The organism is Amycolatopsis pigmentata, assembly GCF_042684065.1.
GTDB lineage: Bacteria > Actinomycetota > Actinomycetes > Mycobacteriales > Pseudonocardiaceae > Amycolatopsis_E > Amycolatopsis_E pigmentata.
Window position 1 is genome coordinate 502143 of the sequence record NZ_JBHUKR010000004.1, and the last position, 16297, is coordinate 518439.

Annotated in this window: 15 protein-coding genes and 2 pseudogenes; 4 read left to right on the forward strand and 13 right to left on the reverse strand. The window is 66.9% G+C overall.

What is annotated here, in order from left to right; translation table 11 throughout:
• The first annotated feature begins 592 nt into the window (after positions 1 to 592).
• A complete protein-coding gene (locus tag ACFSXZ_RS04100) occupies positions 593 to 757 on the forward strand; it encodes a hypothetical protein (RefSeq protein WP_378261357.1) in 165 nt (54 codons plus the stop codon).
• Between the two features lie 87 nt (positions 758 to 844).
• On the opposite strand, the gene ACFSXZ_RS04105 is transcribed toward ACFSXZ_RS04100, so the two are convergent.
• The 12 genes and pseudogenes from ACFSXZ_RS04105 to ACFSXZ_RS04160 all read right to left on the reverse strand — a co-directional run bounded on the left by ACFSXZ_RS04105 (position 845) and on the right by ACFSXZ_RS04160 (position 12724).
• Positions 845 to 1672 (reverse strand): recombinase family protein, encoded by an 828-nt coding sequence (locus ACFSXZ_RS04105; RefSeq protein ID WP_378261359.1) that lies wholly within the window; start codon positions 1670 to 1672, stop codon positions 845 to 847.
• Entirely contained in the window at positions 1635 to 1865 is a 231-nt protein-coding gene (locus ACFSXZ_RS04110) for a hypothetical protein (protein ID WP_378261361.1), read from the reverse strand. Before ACFSXZ_RS04110 ends, ACFSXZ_RS04105 begins: the two co-directional genes overlap by 38 nt.
• 14 nt (positions 1866 to 1879) lie before the next feature.
• A pseudogene (locus tag ACFSXZ_RS04115) lies at positions 1880 to 2050 on the reverse strand (alcohol dehydrogenase catalytic domain-containing protein); the annotation flags it as partial.
• A gap of 44 nt (positions 2051 to 2094) precedes the next feature.
• Positions 2095 to 2862, reverse strand: coding sequence for a DeoR/GlpR family DNA-binding transcription regulator (locus tag ACFSXZ_RS04120; RefSeq protein ID WP_378261363.1), 768 nt, complete (start codon positions 2860 to 2862; stop codon positions 2095 to 2097).
• Between the two features lie 134 nt (positions 2863 to 2996).
• The gene (locus ACFSXZ_RS04125; protein ID WP_378261365.1) at positions 2997 to 4517 is read right to left on the reverse strand and encodes an aldehyde dehydrogenase family protein; all 1521 of its coding nucleotides are present in this window, start codon (positions 4515 to 4517) and stop codon (positions 2997 to 2999) included.
• Positions 4514 to 5518, reverse strand: a complete 1005-nt coding sequence (locus ACFSXZ_RS04130; RefSeq protein WP_378261367.1) for a zinc-dependent alcohol dehydrogenase — start codon at positions 5516 to 5518, stop codon at positions 4514 to 4516. Before ACFSXZ_RS04130 ends, ACFSXZ_RS04125 begins: the two co-directional genes overlap by 4 nt.
• Positions 5515 to 6672 (reverse strand): mandelate racemase/muconate lactonizing enzyme family protein, encoded by a 1158-nt coding sequence (locus tag ACFSXZ_RS04135; RefSeq protein ID WP_378261369.1) that lies wholly within the window; start codon positions 6670 to 6672, stop codon positions 5515 to 5517. The genes ACFSXZ_RS04130 and ACFSXZ_RS04135 overlap by 4 nt, the downstream gene beginning before the upstream one ends.
• Positions 6669 to 7613 carry a U32 family peptidase gene (locus ACFSXZ_RS04140; protein WP_378261371.1) on the reverse strand — a complete coding sequence of 315 codons (945 nt, stop codon included), beginning with the start codon at positions 7611 to 7613 and terminating at the stop codon, positions 6669 to 6671. Before ACFSXZ_RS04140 ends, ACFSXZ_RS04135 begins: the two co-directional genes overlap by 4 nt.
• A gap of 352 nt (positions 7614 to 7965) precedes the next feature.
• Entirely contained in the window at positions 7966 to 9465 is a 1500-nt protein-coding gene (locus ACFSXZ_RS04145; RefSeq protein WP_378261373.1) for a mannitol dehydrogenase family protein, read from the reverse strand.
• Positions 9466 to 9527: 62 nt separating this feature from the next.
• Positions 9528 to 10883, reverse strand: a complete 1356-nt coding sequence (locus tag ACFSXZ_RS04150) for an ABC transporter substrate-binding protein (RefSeq protein WP_378261375.1) — start codon at positions 10881 to 10883, stop codon at positions 9528 to 9530.
• Between the two features lie 114 nt (positions 10884 to 10997).
• Positions 10998 to 11918, reverse strand: coding sequence for a PfkB family carbohydrate kinase (locus ACFSXZ_RS04155; protein ID WP_378261377.1), 921 nt, complete (start codon positions 11916 to 11918; stop codon positions 10998 to 11000).
• A complete protein-coding gene (locus ACFSXZ_RS04160) occupies positions 11915 to 12724 on the reverse strand; it encodes a hypothetical protein (RefSeq protein ID WP_378261379.1) in 810 nt (269 codons plus the stop codon). The genes ACFSXZ_RS04155 and ACFSXZ_RS04160 overlap by 4 nt, the downstream gene beginning before the upstream one ends.
• 148 nt (positions 12725 to 12872) lie before the next feature.
• Between ACFSXZ_RS04160 and ACFSXZ_RS04165 the strand changes: the two genes are divergently transcribed.
• From ACFSXZ_RS04165 to ACFSXZ_RS41260, 3 genes and pseudogenes are all read left to right on the forward strand, one after another.
• Positions 12873 to 13859, forward strand: a complete 987-nt coding sequence (locus ACFSXZ_RS04165; RefSeq protein ID WP_378261381.1) for a carbohydrate ABC transporter permease — start codon at positions 12873 to 12875, stop codon at positions 13857 to 13859.
• A 77-nt stretch (positions 13860 to 13936) separates the two neighbouring features.
• Complete coding sequence (locus ACFSXZ_RS04170; RefSeq protein WP_378261383.1) at positions 13937 to 14812, forward strand: carbohydrate ABC transporter permease; 876 nt, start codon at positions 13937 to 13939, stop codon at positions 14810 to 14812.
• Positions 14813 to 14915: 103 nt separating this feature from the next.
• Positions 14916 to 14996: pseudogene (locus ACFSXZ_RS41260) on the forward strand (YnfA family protein); the annotation flags it as partial.
• A 70-nt stretch (positions 14997 to 15066) separates the two neighbouring features.
• Here the strand turns inward: ACFSXZ_RS41260 and ACFSXZ_RS04175 are convergent.
• Positions 15067 to 16272 carry a glycosyltransferase 87 family protein gene (locus ACFSXZ_RS04175; RefSeq protein WP_378262751.1) on the reverse strand — a complete coding sequence of 402 codons (1206 nt, stop codon included), beginning with the start codon at positions 16270 to 16272 and terminating at the stop codon, positions 15067 to 15069.
• Positions 16273 to 16297: the final 25 nt, after the last annotated feature.

Genomic DNA, 16297 nt, shown 5'->3' on the forward strand with positions numbered 1-16297 from the left:
CTCCGAGAGGGCGACAAACGGTGACAATTTGGACGAGCATCTCCGGGCAGGGCTCGGCGGCCTCTGGCTCTTCGTCCAGCACGGCACGCCAGGGCCAGCGCGCGGGGCCAGGACGAAGCGGCTGCTCCGCGACTTTCGCCGTGGTCGACGAACCGGATCCGCATTGCCGGAAAGCCCCGCCTCAGGCGGGCGATCGTACGTAGATTGTATCCAATCGACCCTGTGAAAGGAGGGCAGGGTCAAAGGCCGCTTCAACCCGGGGAAGCATCAACTGCGGCAGGGTTACCACCGACGGCGTCCAGCGCATCCCGATGGTGCCCGGCTTCGTCAACGATCTCGCCCAGCCGATCGCCGTCGAAAACGGAGACCCGTTGTTCGAGCCTGTCCTGGATCAGCTGGAATGGGTATCCGCTGAATCGCCGCCCAAATTCCAGGTAGACGGCAACGAGATCTTGGTGTTGCCGAATGACGTCGCCACCCGCTCCGGTCAGCGCCGAACGCGTTGCCAGGGCCGCTCGGTTGCACGTGCCAATTCTCCGACGGTCTCGGCCGATGTGGCCTGCCGCGAGGTGGTCTGCCCGGTATCCGGCCGATGGAATCCGCGCAGCCCGCGTGCGGACTGGCATTCACCGTCCATCTGCAATCGATCGACGAGGTCGAGGCCGTGACGGACGACTACCTCGACCGGATCGGCACCGGTCACTTCGTCATGCTGGCCGCAGGCGGCCGATCGACTGTTCGGTGTGGGGTTGCATGATGGCCGCACTTCGGGGTGGTGCGGTCGGAGCGGTGGCCGACGGAGCGTCCCGAGACGTCGAGGAACACCGCGCGCACGGTTTCCCGTCTACGGTCTGGCGCCGACGCCGATGGCGGGTCGCGGCCGGTTGGTAGTGAGCCGGATCGCCGAATCGGTCCGGATGTGCGGTGTTCCGGTGCGGCCACGCCATCTCGTCTCGACAGATTCCCCGGGCGTGGTCGTCATTCCCCACGAACATGAAGGCGCACTGTCCTTAATGGAGCCGCAGTTCAACGGAATGAACGAGGCTGGGGAAATGGTTCGGCGCCGTCCTCGCCACTTACCATAACCCCAACCGTCCGGATCGATCGTCGTTTCGATCCGGACGATACGTGTGCCCGGGTGGTAGGTCGCGTGCAGCCGTAACTGTCGGTAGACCTCTTCCTTGCGTTGCTTGTTCCACACCTGCCGCCCCGTATACCGAGGATTCGACAAGATCACCAGGATCGCGCCCTTGGACCACGCCACCCCCGACCGGTGCCGGTTCCGCCCAGGATCCGACGCCGACGGTGACGTAACACCATCGCGAGTCAGGCCCTCCGCGATCGCGAAGATCCCCCGGCCGGCCAGATACTCGGCGAAGATCCTCCGCACCACCGGGGCTGTGGCCGGGTCCGGCTCCAACCGGTGCAGGCGCTTCCCGTCCGCGGCCTTCGCCGGGTTCGGGTGCGGACCTGCATCAGCCAATCGATACCCATACGGCGGCCGCCCACCCAGGAAGCGTCCCTCCCCGACCTCCGGCACCCACAAACCCACCCCATAATGCACAAAAACCGGAAACGTCAAACCATACTGGTTACCGTAGAACGCCCGCTGCGGTTCTCCGACCACCACCGCATCAAACCCACGACCCGGATCCCGCATCGCCGCCAGCAACCGCGCCAGTGTGGCGTTGGATCAGGAACGGCATCGGTTCGCTCATGCGCCGCTTGTGGTTGTCGTAGCGTTGAATGAGGGGAATGGGACGGTCATGCTGGGTATGCCGTCGGATGATCGCGGCCATCACGGCGAACAATTCTGCCGACATCGGAATGACGCGCTCACGGTCGGTCTTGGACGGGGCGGTCATCAACAGAGCGCTGTGACGGCTACTTCGCCGATCCGGCCGTGCTCGTAGTAATGGACGTCCGAACCGCACACCCCGACCGCGGTGACCCGCACCAGAACCTCATCGGCGCCGGGCGCCGGAACGGGACGTCGTTCGAGCGCGATTTCATGCCGGGCACGCGGAACAGCGACGCGCTGGTGCGTCATGGCCTCCCCAAAGGGGTTTCCGGTCGAAGTCGGGCCTGGCCTGGTCAGACGACAAGGAGTTCGGCGTCGACCTCGGCGATGAGCCGTTCCCTCAACCGCTCGTCGATGCCGGAGTCGGTGATGATCACATCCACCTTGTCGAGCGGTAGCACCTTGCGCGACCCGCTACCGCCCCATTTCGACGAATCCAGAAGCACGATGGTCGAGCGGGCGAGCCGGGCGTATTGCTGTTTGTTTCTGGTCAGGTCGTCCGAATTGTCGACGATGTCGAGGTCCGAATCGACGGCCATGGCCCCGAGGAAGAGGGTGTGCGCGAGCAGGTCGCCGATGCCTTGTTCTCGCGGGGTCCCGACCGTCTCGGCCCAGTACGCGTCCACCCGCCCTCCCATGAGGAAGACGCTCACTCCCTCCACCGCCATCAGGTGCTGGGCGATGCCGAGCCCTGGCGTGTAGACCCGCAGGCCGGACACGTGGGCGGGCACTTGCAGGGCGAGTGAATGCACGGTCGATCCGGCGTCGAAGATGACCGTCCGGTCGGGCTCCAGGTAATCGGCGGCCGCCTGGGCGATGCGGCGTTTGGCATCACGGTTGATGGACATCCGCGCGTCGAACGACACGATGGCCGAATCCGCGTCCGGCGCGACGGCGCCACCCCGTGTCCGCTTGACTCGCCCGCGGCGTTCGAGGTCGTCGAGATCGCCGCGAATGGTCACCTCGCTCACGCCCAGCCGGTCCGACATCTCCGAGGTCACGACGCGTCCGGAGACGGCGATCTCCTCCAGGAGCCGCGAGCGACGTTCGTCAGCGAGCATCGATAGTGCCTTTCTGGATTTTCGTAGAGTAAGTATGACCGCAACGGAGTTTATCGAAAGTCGGGCACTTTCGTTACATTCCGATAAGCTCCACGGCATCGGCACGGAGACACTCAGGACCACAAAGGACGGATTCAGTGGTCCGGCGCGGGGACGTCCAGGCCGTCCACGCGCCGCGGAAGCCGCAGCGGGTTGTCCTCCTTGAGCTCGTCGGGCAACAGCGCCGCGGGCACGTTCTGCAAGGTGACCGGCCGCTGGAACCTGCGGATCGAGGTCGTGCCCACCGAAGTGAACTGCCCCGTCGCGGCAGGATAGGGACCCCCGTGCTGCATGGCGTGGGAGACCGCGACCCCGGTCGGCCATTGGTTCCACAGCACCCGGCCGGCGAACCTGGCGACCGTGCCGACCAGATCGCGGGAGAGTTGCTCGTCCTCATCGCCGTGCACTGTCGCGGTGAGCTCGCCTGAGAAGCCACGGGCCGCGTCGAGCAGTTCGTCCGCGCTGGTGTAGGTGACAACCAATGATGTGGGGCCGAAGCACTCGGTGGTGAGAGCGTCGCGGTCAGCGCTCAACGCCATGCTCGTGGTGAGCAGCAGGGACGGTGCCACGTCGGCGCCCACTTGCCCGCCGTGTCCCCCGGCACCGGCCACGCCACCTTCATCCGCCCCGTCAAGGACGACCGAGACGCCTGGGTGCGCGGCGAGTTCGCGGCGCGCACGGGCGTGTCCGTCACTGATCGCACGGTTGAGCAAGGGCACCGGCGCGGTGGCTCGTACCGCGGGGACGGCCCGGGCGAGGAAGTCGTCGGCGGTGTGTTCGGGCACGAACACCAGGCCGGGTTTGGTGCAGAACTGCCCGGCACCGATCAGGGAGGAGGCGACATACCCGTCGGCGATGTCGTCGAGCCGCGCTCCGGCGGCCGCCGGAGTGACGAAGACCGGGTTCACGCTGCCCATCTCGGCGTAGAAGGGGATCGGCACGGGTCGTGAGGCAGTCAGATCCGCGAGGAGCCGTCCGGCGTACGGCGATCCGGTGAACGCGCCCGCACTGATCCGCTGGTCTTGCAGGGCGTCGCGCCCAGCGTCGGTCCCGAAGACGGTCGCGAAGCTGCCGTCGGGTGCGCCCGCCTCCCGCAGGGCCGCCTCGACGATTTCTCCGGTGCGCGCCGACAGTTCGGGATGACCCGAGTGGGCTTTGAGCACCACCGGCGCACCTGCCGCGAGAGCAGCGGCAGTGTCGCCTCCGGCGACGGAAAAGGCGAAGGGAAAGTTGCCGGCGGCGAAGACCAGCACCGGTCCCAGCGGGACCAGCAGCCGCCGCAGGTCCGGGCGGCTCCCCGTCGGCCAGTGCGGATCAGCGGAGTCGATGATCGCCTCGACCGCGCGGCCCGCCTCGTCGCCCAGCAGTCGCAGTTGGAAGGTGGTACGGGCCATTTCGCCGCGCAGTCGCGCTTCCGGCAAGTGGGTTTCGCGCCGGGCCACCGGTATCAGCTCGTCGGCGGCGTTGTCGAGCGCATCGGCAATCGTGTGCAGGAACCCGCGGCGCTGTGCCGGGGTGGTGTCGGCCAGCGCGAGAGCGGCCGACGAGGCTCGGGTCAGGAGCGCATCGAGGACCTCTCGCGTGGTATCGGGCACGGGCAGGCTGATCGTCGTCATGGACGGAGCAAGACCTTTCCGCTCGGAGAGGGGGAATCGGGCCGCAGAGTGAGGCCGACCCGGTCGAGGGTGAGTTCGTCACTGATGAGCGGTTCCGGCCGCAGCACACCGGCGGTGAACGCCCGCACCGCGTGTATCCACGCCCGGGGCGGAGCTCCGAACACCGTATGGACGGTGACGGCGGCCGCGACGAGTGCCGCCGGGTGCAGGTCCTTGTCCGGGCCACCGTGCAGTCCAGTGAGCACGGTGCGTCCACCGCGCCGGGTCAACTCGACCGCGAGACGTCCGGTGCCATGCGCACCCGCCGCCTCGATCACGACATCGAATCGGCCGTGCGAACCTCTGGCCGCTTCGGGCGTCACGGTCTCGGTAGCCCCGCAGACGGTCGCCACGGACCGAGAACGGGGATCGACCACCATCAGGTCGGCGGGACCGCACGCGGCGGCGAGCTGGGTGGCGAGCAGTCCCAGGGTGCCGCCTCCGACGATCGCCACCCGCTCGCCGGGCACGATCCGCGCGGCGAGGGTGGCCGCGGCCATACACGCGGCGGGCTCGATCAACGCGGCCGCGCGCAGGTCCGCGTCATCGGAAAGCAGGTGCAGTTGGCGGGCGGGCACCAGCACGGTTTCGGCGGCCGCTCCGGGACGGGTGAAACCCGTTTCGTCATAGCCCCCCTCGCACAGCACGGTTTCGCCACGGCGGCAGTTGTCGCACCACCCGCAGTTGTGGTGGTTCTCCCCGACCACGCGACGCCCGATCAGACTCCGCTCGACCCCGTCGCCGGCCTCGATGACGGTGCCCGACCACTCGTGACCCGGAATGACCGGGTAGCGCACCAAGGCCGGATCCCGGCCACCGCTGACGATCTCACGGTCGGATCCGCAGATCCCGGTATAGGCGACCTGGACCAGGACCTCGCCCGGCCCGGGTGGGCCGGGATCGATGTCGTCGAGGCGGAAGGTTCCCGGCCGGTCGATGATCAGCGCCCGGCCGGCGGTCACGTCCGACTCCCTTCGCGCTTTTCCCAGCCCTCCTTGTAGAGGTCGAAGAACGCTCCGGTCGAAGGATGCCTCGCTATGAAGTCGAGATCGAGCTCCACGCCGAGCCCTGGAGCGGTCGGCAGGTCGAAGTAGCCGTCGACCACCGCCGGGCAACCGGGAGCCGCCGCCTTGACGTGCTCGTCGGCGAAATCGTTGAAGTGCTCCTGGATCTTGAAGTTCGGGCTGGTCGCGGCAAGGTGGAGGTTGGCGGCGGTGAGGACCGCCCCACCGACGTTGTGGGGGGCGATCAGCGTGTAGTGCGTCTCCGCCGTCGCGGCGAGCTTGCGCGTCTCGGCGATTCCGCCGATGTGGCCGATGTCGGGCTGGATGACGTCCACGACACCGAGGTCGAACAGCTCCCGGAACTCGACCCGGTCGTGGATGCGCTCCCCGGTGGCCACCGGGATCCCGGTCTGGGCGACCCGGGTCAGTGCCTTGAGATTGGCGGGCGGGACCGGCTCCTCGATCCAGCTCGGGTCCACCCCGGCGTCCGTGAGCATGCCCGCGATCCGCACCGCCTCGGCCGGAGCGAACCGGCCATGCATCTCGATGAGAACCTCGACATCGGGACCGACCGCGTCGCGGACCGCGGCGGCGAGGTCGACGCAGCGGACCCGCTCGGCCGGGTCGAGCTCCCACTGCCCAGGCCCGAACGGATCGAACTTGAGCGCCCGGTAGCCGCGATCGACGACCTTGTGCGCCGCGGCCGCGAACTCGTCCGGGGTTCGCTCGACGGTGTACCAGCCGTTGGCGTAGGCCTTGATCTTGTCCCGCACCGCGCCGCCCAGCAGCCGCCACACCGGTTGTCCCAAGGCTTTGCCCATGATGTCCCAGCAAGCCATCTCGACGCAGGCGATGCCGGACATCACGATCTCGCCGGCACGCCCGTAGTCGCCGTACTTCATGCGCTGGACGAGGGCCTCGATGTCGAACGGGTCGTGCCCGACGACGTGGCGTGGAGCGGCTTCGGCCAGGTAACCGGCCAGCGCGGCGGTGTGCCCGAGCATGCGGGTCTCCCCCACACCGGTCAGGCCTTCATCGGTGTGGACCCGCACGTAGGTGAGGTCCCGCCAGGGGGTGCCCAGGACATGCGTGTCGATTCGGGTGATCTTCATCGGGTGGCCTCCGTGGCTGGGGCCGGTGTGCCGAGGTCGGCGACCGGCAGTGTCGAGGTCTTCGCGTCGGGCATGAGCCGGTCCAGCAGTTCCAGCCCGATCTCGGCGCGACGCACCCGCTCGCGAGCCAGCGAGGTGGCCAGCGGGGTCAGATGAGTGCCTGCCGGGTAGATGCCCGGCGAGTTCCGCAGTCCGAACTTGAGGTAGACCGGCGCGGCGACACGCACGAACTCGGCGATCTCGTAGTGCCGAACCAGTCCGCCCTGGTCGTCCGGCGACTCGACGTAGAGGTCGATGGGGATGTCCACGGCCTGGCGGATGGCGGCCAGCTGGCCGAGAGTCAGGTCGGTCGGAACGTTGTAGGTGTCGGCGCCCAGGGACGCGGCCAAGGCGATCGAGGCCGGGTTGGAGAATCCCATTTGGACGCTGATCTTGAACTGCAGGTCCCTCGGCAACAGGCCGGTCTGCCGGGCCCGGGCGGCCAGGTTCAGCACGCCCACATCGGTGAGCAGAACGCTGCGTAGTCCTGCGTCGGCGATGCGGGCCATGTCGGCGAGATTGTGGACCACCTGCTCGGTGCCGCGAGCCTGGCTCGCGAGGGATCCCGCGCCACTGGCATTCATCGCGGTCGACAGACCCCACCCGGTGAGGGGCCGCACGAACAGGCTGATCTCGATGTGCCGCGCGCGGCCGATCGCGGCCAGCTCGTCCAGTTCGGACGAAGTGGTGAGCAATCCCCCGCTGCCTTGCGACACGCGGTGGACGACAACCCCACGCTGGTCGGCCTCCTCGAGCACAGCGGTGAGGACGGCGGGGCCCTCGACGCTGGGAATTTCCACCCGGTACTGGGCGCCGTCGGGAAAACGTTTGGTGCTGCTGGGGATTTCGCCGTCGGAGGCGGCGAACCCGAGCGAGGACAGGTAATCCCTGAATCTCTGCATGATGATCCGTTCTGCGGAGCGCCGTCCCGATCGGCGTCGGCCGACACTTCGCGGGTTTTTTCAAGGGTCAGGACGAGGAGCCGCGTGCGGAACAGACCGGCGCCTTGGCTTGTGCCACAGGATGGCGATGTGGCTGGTCTGCGCGCCCTGCTCGGTGACCGGCGCCAGCGCGATGCCCGGTCGCAGGTTCGCGGAGACGGCCTCTACCGCGGGGGCGCTGCCGTCCGCCTCCGCGGGCGGGTCCGTGGATGCGGGCCAGGCCGGTGGCTCGGAACGTGGCCGCCCGACGCGCTTGACCTTTCCGGCCGCTCTCCCCGAACCCGCGGAAAGACCTCGTAGATCAACTGTTGGGTCAAGGCCGGTCTCCGGAAGCGTCGGTGAAAAGGCGTTCGAGGGTGTGGCGGGCGCCCAGGCGGCGGAGATCGTCCAGGGTCCGCAGGTAGGGCTCGGTGAAGCCGGGGTGGTCGTCCAGACCGGCGAAGAGCGGGTTGTCGCGGATGACCGCGAGTGGATCCGCATCGAGGCGGGCCGCTCGGGCCTGCAGGTCCTCGGCACGGATGTCGGCCAGCGGCAGCGGAGCACCCGCATCGTCGTGGCCTTCCAAAACCCGTGTCCAGCACGCGACGATCGCCGCGATGGCCAGGACAGGGCGGCCCCTTGCCAGCAGGAGACGCGCGGCCGGCAGGACGAACGTGGACAGCATCGTCGACGGCTGGCCGCGCAGTCGCGTCATCGTGTCGGAAATCTGGGGGTTGGCGAAGCGGTCTATGACGGTTTCGCAGTAGCCGCGCAGGTCCACTCCGGGAACGTCCCCGACGGCCTCGACTCCTTCGTCGTGCAGATAGTGGGTCAAAAGCCCTCTGACCGCGGGATCGGCGCAAGCCTGCCAACCGAACTCGTGCCCCAGCAGGGAACCCGCGTAGGCGATGGACTGGTGGCCGGCATTGACCAGCCTCAACTTCATCACCTCATAGGGCCGGACGTCCTCGACCATCCGCACACCGACCTGTTCCCACTCCGGGCGGCCGCCCGGGAAGCGGTCCTCGATGATCCATTGCGTGAAGGCCTCGCACGACACCGGACAGGCGTCGCTCAAGCCGGTCGCACGAGCGGCCTCGGCGATGTCGCCGGGCGATGTCCGTGGCGTGATCCGGTCGACCATCGAGTTGGGAAACTCGACGTTTTCCTCGATCCAGGCGGCGAGTCCGGCATCGACGAGACGGGCGTAGGCCAGCGTCACCGCACGCGCGAGGTCGCCGTTGCCGAGGATGTTGTCGCAGGACAGCACGGTGAACGGGGCTGTCCCGGCGTCGCGCCGTAGCCGCAGCGCCTGGACGAGAACGCCGAACGCCGTGCGTGGCCGGCCGGGTTTCTCCAGATCGGCCTTGATACCGGGCGTGTCGATATCGATCTTCCCCGTGGCGGGGTCGTGGCAGTACCCGGCCTCGGTGATGGTCAGCGAGACGATACGGACGCCGGGGTCGCTCAGCCGGTCCGGTATCGCGGCCGGATCATCGGGGGCGAAGAGATTATCCACAATGGATCCGATGATCCGCGTACAGGTCGAGGAGTCCGAATGCCGTTCCAGCAACGTATAGAGCCCGTCCTGGTGTCGCATCGCCCGGGCCAGCGGTTCGTCGCCGGCCAGCAGGTTGATGCCGAGAATGCCGAATCTCCGGGCAGCGGGGTCACGTGCGAACAGAGCGTCGAGGTAGGCCGCCTGGTGTGCGCGGTGGAAGTTACCCAGCCCGATGTGCGCGATACCGACGCCGACTCGCGCTCGCTCGTACGCGGGCACCGCGATTCCTGATCTCGTCGACGAAAGTGTCGCCGCCGTGAGCGTGGAGTCCATCCGTTTCCTCACTGTCCGTTCGTGCCGACCGCTGACCGGAGACCGGCATCCTTCGCCATCGATCAGCCCGTGCGGTGGGTGTCACCGACCTGCTGCGCCAGCTTCTGCGACGCGGCGAGCGCGTCGGGCACCGAGATCTGACCGGCGATCGCCGAGCTGATCTGCTGCGACACCTGCGTTCCCAGCGAGGGGAATTCGGCGATCCCGACGAACTGGATACCGGAATAGGGACGCGGCTGGACACCCGGATTCGCCGGGTCCGCCTTCTGCAGAGCGGTGCGCTCCTGCTGGTAGTAGGGTGCCGCGGCTTGCCGGTAGCCGTCCTGGGCGTAGGTGGAGTTCCGTTTCCCGGTCGGCGCCTTCGACCAGCCCACCTTGGCGGCGGCCTGCTGTTCGAACTGTTTGCCCGACGCCCACGAGATGAACTTCCAGGCATTGTCCTTGTTCGGACTGGCCTTCTCGATACCCCAGGCCCAGGTCCACAACCATCCCGAGTTCGCGGTGTCCTTCACCGGCGCGGGGACGTAACCCATCTTTCCTTTCACCGGCGAGTCGTTCGCCTCCAGCAGACCCGCGATCGACGTCGCGTCGTAGAACATCGCGGCCTTGCTCTGCTGGACGGTGTTGATGCACTCCTGCACACCCGCCTGCGCCGCGCCCGGCTCACCGTATTTCCGCACGAGGTCCACGTAGAACCGGGTGGCCTGGGTGAACTGCGGCGAGGTCAGCTGGGCGTTCCAGTTCTGGTCGTACCAGGTGCCACCGAAGGTGTTGACCACGGTGCTGAGCGGGGCGAGGTTCTGTCCCCATCCGGCCTGCCCGCGCAGGCAGATGCCTGCCATCCCGGGCTCGGCGTTGCCGACCTGCGCTGCCAGGGCCGCGACCTGATCCCACGTCGGGTTCTCCGGCATCGTCAAGTTCTTGGCCGCGAAAACGTCCTTGCGGTACATCAGGAACGACGACTCGCCGTAGTACGGCTCCGCATAGAGCTTGCCGTCGTCGGAAGTCAGCGCCTTGGTAAAGGCCGGGAAGACGTCGCCCTGGTCGAACGCACTGTCCTTGCCGACATAACCGTCGAGCGGCGCCATCCAGCCTCGCTTGGAGAAGATCGGGACTTCCAGCGCGCTGACACTCGATACGTCATATTGGTTGGACTGGTTGGCGAACTCCTGATTGACCTTGTCGCGCAGGTCGTTCTCGGGCAGCTCGGTGAAGGAGAGTTTGATGCCGGTCTGCTGGGTGAACTCCGGCGCCAGCTCTTTGAGAGCGCGCATCTGCGGGTTGTTGACCATCAGGATGCGGACGGTGTCACCCGAACCGCTCCCGCCCCCGCCGGCGCCCGCGCACGCGCCGGCGCCGAGTGCGGCAAGCGCGCACAAAGCCGTGATGGTCAGCGGTCGAGAACGGAATCGCGTCATTGCGGTCTTCCTTCTTTCTTTTTTGGCCTCACACGCCGGCGGGCCTGAACCGCGCTCAGTGTCTCTGACCACCTCGAGCGGTGCCGGTCGCGCGAGTCCGGTTATTCGTCGGACTTACGTGTCGGAATGGATGTTTTGCCGGGTCAGGGGCGGGACTCCGCCCGGGCGTGCCGCGCAGTCCGCGGCGCCGAGAGTCGCCGCTTCCACGCAGCCGTCCAAACTCACGCCGCCGGCGAGGGCGGCTGCGTAGGCACCGTGGAAGACATCCCCGCAGCCGGTGGTGTCGACGACGTCCACCTCGACGGCCGGACGGTGGGCCAAGGCCGGCCCACTCGCGCCCCGGTACCAAGTCCCGCTCGCGCCTGCGGTCAGTACGACAGCCTGCCGGTCGGGCCGCCAGAGTGCCGCGACGACCTTGTCCGGGCTGGTTTCGCCGGTCAGTTCCTGGGCGAAGCCGATCGGAAGAACAAGATGGCCTGCCAGGGTGAGCAGTTCGCTGATCCGCGGATGCGAGGCGAACTCGATGTCGACCACCACCGGTACGCCGGCTTCCCTCGCGGCTGCCGCCGCCCGGATGCCGCCAGGAACCCCGTAAGCGTCGAGGAGCAGTGCTCCCGCGGTACGGACGACGTCGAGGTCCAGGTCTTCCGGCAGGCCGAGCAGGGTTTCATCGTCGAAGGCGATGAACCGGTTCCCGTCGGAGCCGACCAGAATCGTCGACCGGATCGCTCGTGTTGCCGGCGAGTACGTCGCTTTGGACAGGTCGACCCCACCGGCGCGCAACCGGGCCAGCAATCCCGGCTCGGTGTGTTCGTCGGGCAGGTGCCCGGCGAACACGGTCGCCGCGCCCGCCGCCGCGGCCGCGAGCACGGCCACGACGGCATTGCCGCCGAAACGCTGTTCCCGCCGCACGATCCGCGCCTTGCCGTCGCCGAGGGTCCCGGCCACGAACAGGATTTCGTCGACAGCGGCAGCTCCGCCGACGACGACGGGTCCGCCGGGCTCGCCATCGCCGGGCGGCCGGCACGCGGTCACCCGCCCTGGCCGTTCATCGCCGAGGCGGCTTCCTTGCCGCTCACCCCGTCGTGGATCACGGCCTTGTACGCGTTGGCGGCGGCGACCACATCCGCCGCGCCCCACATGTTGCGCCCCACGACCGCGCCTTGGGCGCCGGCCCGGATGCCCGCTTCGACCTGGGCGAGGGCATCGGCGAAGCTTTCGGTCTTCGGACCACCGGCGAGCACGATCGGTGTCGGGCAGGACCGCACGATCTCCGCGAACGCCAGTTCGTCCCCGGGATAGCCGACCTTGATCACGTCCACTCCGGTCTCTATCCCGCACCGCACGGCGAACGCGATCTCCTCCGGGTTGAACACGATCTTGGCGCCGCCGTCGAAGTGCCGTGGATAGATGTGGGCGACGATCGGCACTTCGAGCGCGGCCGCTTCGCGAACGGTGTCGGTGAGCCAGCGCAGGTAGGACCCCTCGGTCTCACCGCGCACCGGAATCGCGACGGCCAGCGCATCCGCCCCATGCCGCACCGCGTCCTTCGGCGTGGCGATCAGCTCGCGCACGCGATCGTCCACCGTGAACATCCCGCCCTGCACGATCAACGCCGCCTTGCCGGCGTAGGAGTGCCAGAGGTTGCGGGCGCTCCCGCCGAGCATGGTCACCGAGTCCGGGCCCGCCGTCATGATCTTGCTCAGGGCGCCGGGCAGGTCGGCAAGACCGCCCGCGCGGACATCGCCGTAACCCACGAAATGGTCGACGGCGGCCCCGAAGAGGTTCCCGGACGGATGTGAGAACAACCGCGACAGTCGGACGGTGGTACCGAGGCCCATCGGATCTCCTTTGTTCGTCGAGCGATGGACATGAGCTTGAAACATAAGTCTTCGAACGTCAAGTGCTTGTGTTATCTTTGCTTTCGCCGTGGAGCAGAGTGACCGCCGCCACGGCTGTCCACCCGGCCGGGACCAAGGAGCTCTGACGATGACGTTAGCGATGCACGGCCAGCCCGCCGAGTCCGCGCCGCAACCCCCCACTTCGTTCCCAGCACGACCACCCAACCAAGCCAAGGCGCGTTCCCGCAGGAAAGCATGGGTTCGGCGGCTTCCGCTGCTGCCGGCGCTACTGTTCGTGGCGGTGACGACACAGGTGCCCTTCGGAGTAACTCTGGTGGTGTCGCTGCTGACCTGGAACGCCCTCTACCCCGAGCGGCGCGGCTTCGCGGGCCTGAGGAATTTTCGCAAAGTTTTCGAAAGCGACGAACTCCGGACCTCGCTACTCACGACGATCGTCCTCACCGTGATCGTGGTCGTCGTGTCGCTGGTCCTCGGGCTGATCCTGGCACTGTTACTGGATCGCCGGTTCCGGGGCCGGGCCGCCGTGCGAACGATGCTCATCGCGCCCTACCTTGTCGTCCCGGTGGCCGCGGCATTGCTGTGGAAGCACGCGCTGCTCAACCCGGCCTACGGGCTCGTCAACGGAATCATCAAGTGGACCTGGGGGTTGTTCGGCTCCTCAGCCGCCCCCCAGCCCGCGTGGATCGCGGACCATCCCCTCGCCAGTGTCGAGGCATCACTGGTGTGGCAATGGACCCCGTTCATGGCGCTCATTCTGCTGGCAGGACTGCAGTCGAAGCCACTGGATGCCCTGGAGGCCGCCCGTATCGATGGCGCCGGGCACTGGCAGACCTTCCGCTACATAATCCTCCCGCACCTGCGCCGGTACCTCGAACTCGGCGCGCTATTGGGCAGCATCTACATCGTCCAGAACTTCGACGCCGTCTACACCATGACGGCGGGCGGCCTGGGCACGGCCAATCTGCCGTATTCGATCTACCAGGCCTTCTTCCAAACCCAGGACTACGGGCTCACCTCGGCCATGGGCGTGCTGGTCGTGATCGGAACCATGATCATCGCCACCTTCGCGCTCCGTGTGGTCAGCTCGCTGTTCAAAGAGGAGATCTCCCGATGACACCTGCCGTCGGCCCGCGGCCAGGGCCCACACTCAGCCGGGTCCACCCCGGTGGGCCCGTGACCGGGTCTTTGCCCATGAACGAAGCTGTTCGCCCACGCACCACTCCGCGCACCCAGGCCGTGCGTCGCGCTCCGGTGCGCCGACGGACGACCTCGGCACTACTGGGAGCGGCAGCCTGGGCAGCCGGGATTCTCCTTGTACTGCCGGTGGTATGGATGGTGCTGACCTCACTGCACAGCGAAACCAGCGCGGCGACCAACCCACCCTCGGTGACGGCACCACTGACACTCGACAACTACGCGCGCTTCTTCGGCGCCAACCCCTGGCCGGCTTTGCTCAACTCGCTCACCGCTTCGATCGGCTCAACCGTCATCGTGATCGCGCTGGCCCTGCCCGCGGGGTACGCCCTGTCCATCAAGCCCGTGCGCAAGTGGACCGATGTGCTTTTCTTCTTCCTGTCGACCAAGTTCCTGCCGATCGTCGTCGGTCTGCTGCCGCTCTATCTGTTCGCGGCCCAGACCGGCTTGCAGGACAACATCCTCCTGCTCGTCGTGCTCTACGCGTCGATGAATCTGCCCATCGCGGTCTGGATGCTGCAGCGGTTCCTGTCCGAGGTCCCAGCGGAGTTGCTCGAAGCGGCCGCGCTCGACGGCGCCGGGCTTCTCACCGTCCTGCGCCGCGTCGTGGCACCCGTGGCGCTGCCCGGTATCGCTGCCACCGCACTGATCTGCCTGATCTTCTCCTGGAACGAACTACTGCTCGCCCGGACCCTGACCGCCACCATCGCCGGCACCGCCCCGGTCTTCCTGACCAGCTTCCTCACCAGCCAAGGGCTTTTTCTGGCGCAAATGTGCACCGCGTCGGTCGTCATCTCGCTGCCGGTCCTGCTCGCGGGATTCCTCGCCCAGGACAAACTCGTCCAAGGGCTCTCACTTGGCGCGATCAAATGACCGCAAGGAAACACGGTCACCCCGCTACCCCAATCGACGGCCTGAAGGAGGTCATTGCCCTGGACAAGCAAGTGAACACAATCCACATTTACCCATAGACGTCGTGGCTATCTTGCAGCCGGATGTACAGTTCGGGCCCTATTGGCCCGCCTACGGCGGTGTGTTCGTCGCCGGGTCGCTGGCGTCTCCGGATCTTGCGCTCGACCTTGCCGGGTGTCGTTCCTCCCTGACTTCCGGCAAAAAGCCACGCTCGCTCAGGTCTGTCCCTGCGGCGACAATCCCGCCGGTGAGCGTTGGCTTGACCCTGAAGGGCGAGACCGCTGAACCGCATAGCCGAATATCGATGCCAGCAACAAAATAGTCGAGAACGTCACAATGTCAATGCCGAGAAGTTGGACTTCTGACAGGTGCAGTGCGTCGTAGCCGTCGTACGGTGGCACGAACCACCGGTTGACTCGGATCGCGATGATGACGAAAGAGATTGCCGTGCAGCTCAAAAGAACCCGGTTGCGTGAGCGGTATGCGACTACGGCGAGGTGGATCGTGACAGGAATGATCCACACCCAGTAATGGTGCCAAGAGACAGGTTCCACCAAGAGCATGGTCAAGGCGCATGCCGAGACACCCAAGTGATCGGGATTGTCGTGCTTGCCGAGGAGGATGATGGTGGCCGCCACGGCCACGACGACCACACTGGTCAGCATCCAGGGCAAGACCGCGGCTGAATCGGAGTGGAGCATGCGGCTCAACGTCCCACGGATCGACTCGTTCGGCACCCAGTGGACCGGCAGCATTCTGTCACTGCTCTCCCAGAAGTGTTTGGTCCAGAACGCGACAGAGAATGCCGGGAAGGCGAGGAAGCCGATGACGGCCGTGGCTATCGTGGTCAGCGTGGCCGTCGCCGCGGCGCGCCATTGCCTCCTGAGCAGGTAGTAGACGACAAAGGCCCCGGGAAGGATCTTGATGCCCGTTGCCAGGCCGACCAGAATTCCCTTGAGCCGCGAGGACTCGGCCAGGTCGAGGTCGGCCAGGACCAACGCGACCAGAACGATGCTGAGCTGACCGACTTCCAGGGTCTGGTCGACCGGATTGAGCAGGACGGCCGCCACCGTCAGCGGAACACTCCAGGCCACCGCGTGAGGCAGTTTAGCGCGAAGCCAAGAAGACGAGATGATCCATTCCAAGGCCGCGATGTTGATACTGTTCCAGATAAGCGCCGCCGCGGGCAAGGATACAAATACCAGTGGCGCGAGGAAGATGACGTCGATCGGTGGATACAAGTAGGACAGCTTCGACATTCCGCTCTGGATCGCGTAAGGGTCATGTCCATGCAACGCCGCGGTCCCGGCGTCGCGGTATACCGCGAGGTCCACCATCCATTGCTGCGGATAGTGGTAGACGTCGCGCGTGATCTGCACCAGTGCGGCAAGCGCGACCGGGAAGAGAATCCAGCGCGTCATGCCCCACGACACGTGCCTGACAGAC

What these genes read in the sequence shown, in the direction of transcription:
- ACFSXZ_RS04145 (WP_378261373.1), bottom strand. Translation starts at nt 9,465, where the DNA reads ATGGACTCCACGCTCACGGCGGCGACACTTTCGTCGACGAGATCAGGA.
- ACFSXZ_RS04135 (WP_378261369.1), bottom strand. Translation starts at nt 6,672, where the DNA reads ATGAAGATCACCCGAATCGACACGCATGTCCTGGGCACCCCCTGGCGG.
- ACFSXZ_RS04100 (WP_378261357.1), top strand. Translation starts at nt 593, where the DNA reads ATGGAATCCGCGCAGCCCGCGTGCGGACTGGCATTCACCGTCCATCTG.
- ACFSXZ_RS04175 (WP_378262751.1), bottom strand. Translation starts at nt 16,272, where the DNA reads ATGACGCGCTGGATTCTCTTCCCGGTCGCGCTTGCCGCACTGGTGCAG.
- ACFSXZ_RS04120 (WP_378261363.1), bottom strand. Translation starts at nt 2,862, where the DNA reads ATGCTCGCTGACGAACGTCGCTCGCGGCTCCTGGAGGAGATCGCCGTC.
- ACFSXZ_RS04170 (WP_378261383.1), top strand. Translation starts at nt 13,937, where the DNA reads ATGAACGAAGCTGTTCGCCCACGCACCACTCCGCGCACCCAGGCCGTG.
- ACFSXZ_RS04140 (WP_378261371.1), bottom strand. Translation starts at nt 7,613, where the DNA reads ATGCAGAGATTCAGGGATTACCTGTCCTCGCTCGGGTTCGCCGCCTCC.
- ACFSXZ_RS04110 (WP_378261361.1), bottom strand. Translation starts at nt 1,865, where the DNA reads ATGACCGCCCCGTCCAAGACCGACCGTGAGCGCGTCATTCCGATGTCG.
- ACFSXZ_RS04125 (WP_378261365.1), bottom strand. Translation starts at nt 4,517, where the DNA reads ATGACGACGATCAGCCTGCCCGTGCCCGATACCACGCGAGAGGTCCTC.
- ACFSXZ_RS04150 (WP_378261375.1), bottom strand. Translation starts at nt 10,883, where the DNA reads ATGACGCGATTCCGTTCTCGACCGCTGACCATCACGGCTTTGTGCGCG.
- ACFSXZ_RS04160 (WP_378261379.1), bottom strand. Translation starts at nt 12,724, where the DNA reads ATGGGCCTCGGTACCACCGTCCGACTGTCGCGGTTGTTCTCACATCCG.
- ACFSXZ_RS04165 (WP_378261381.1), top strand. Translation starts at nt 12,873, where the DNA reads ATGACGTTAGCGATGCACGGCCAGCCCGCCGAGTCCGCGCCGCAACCC.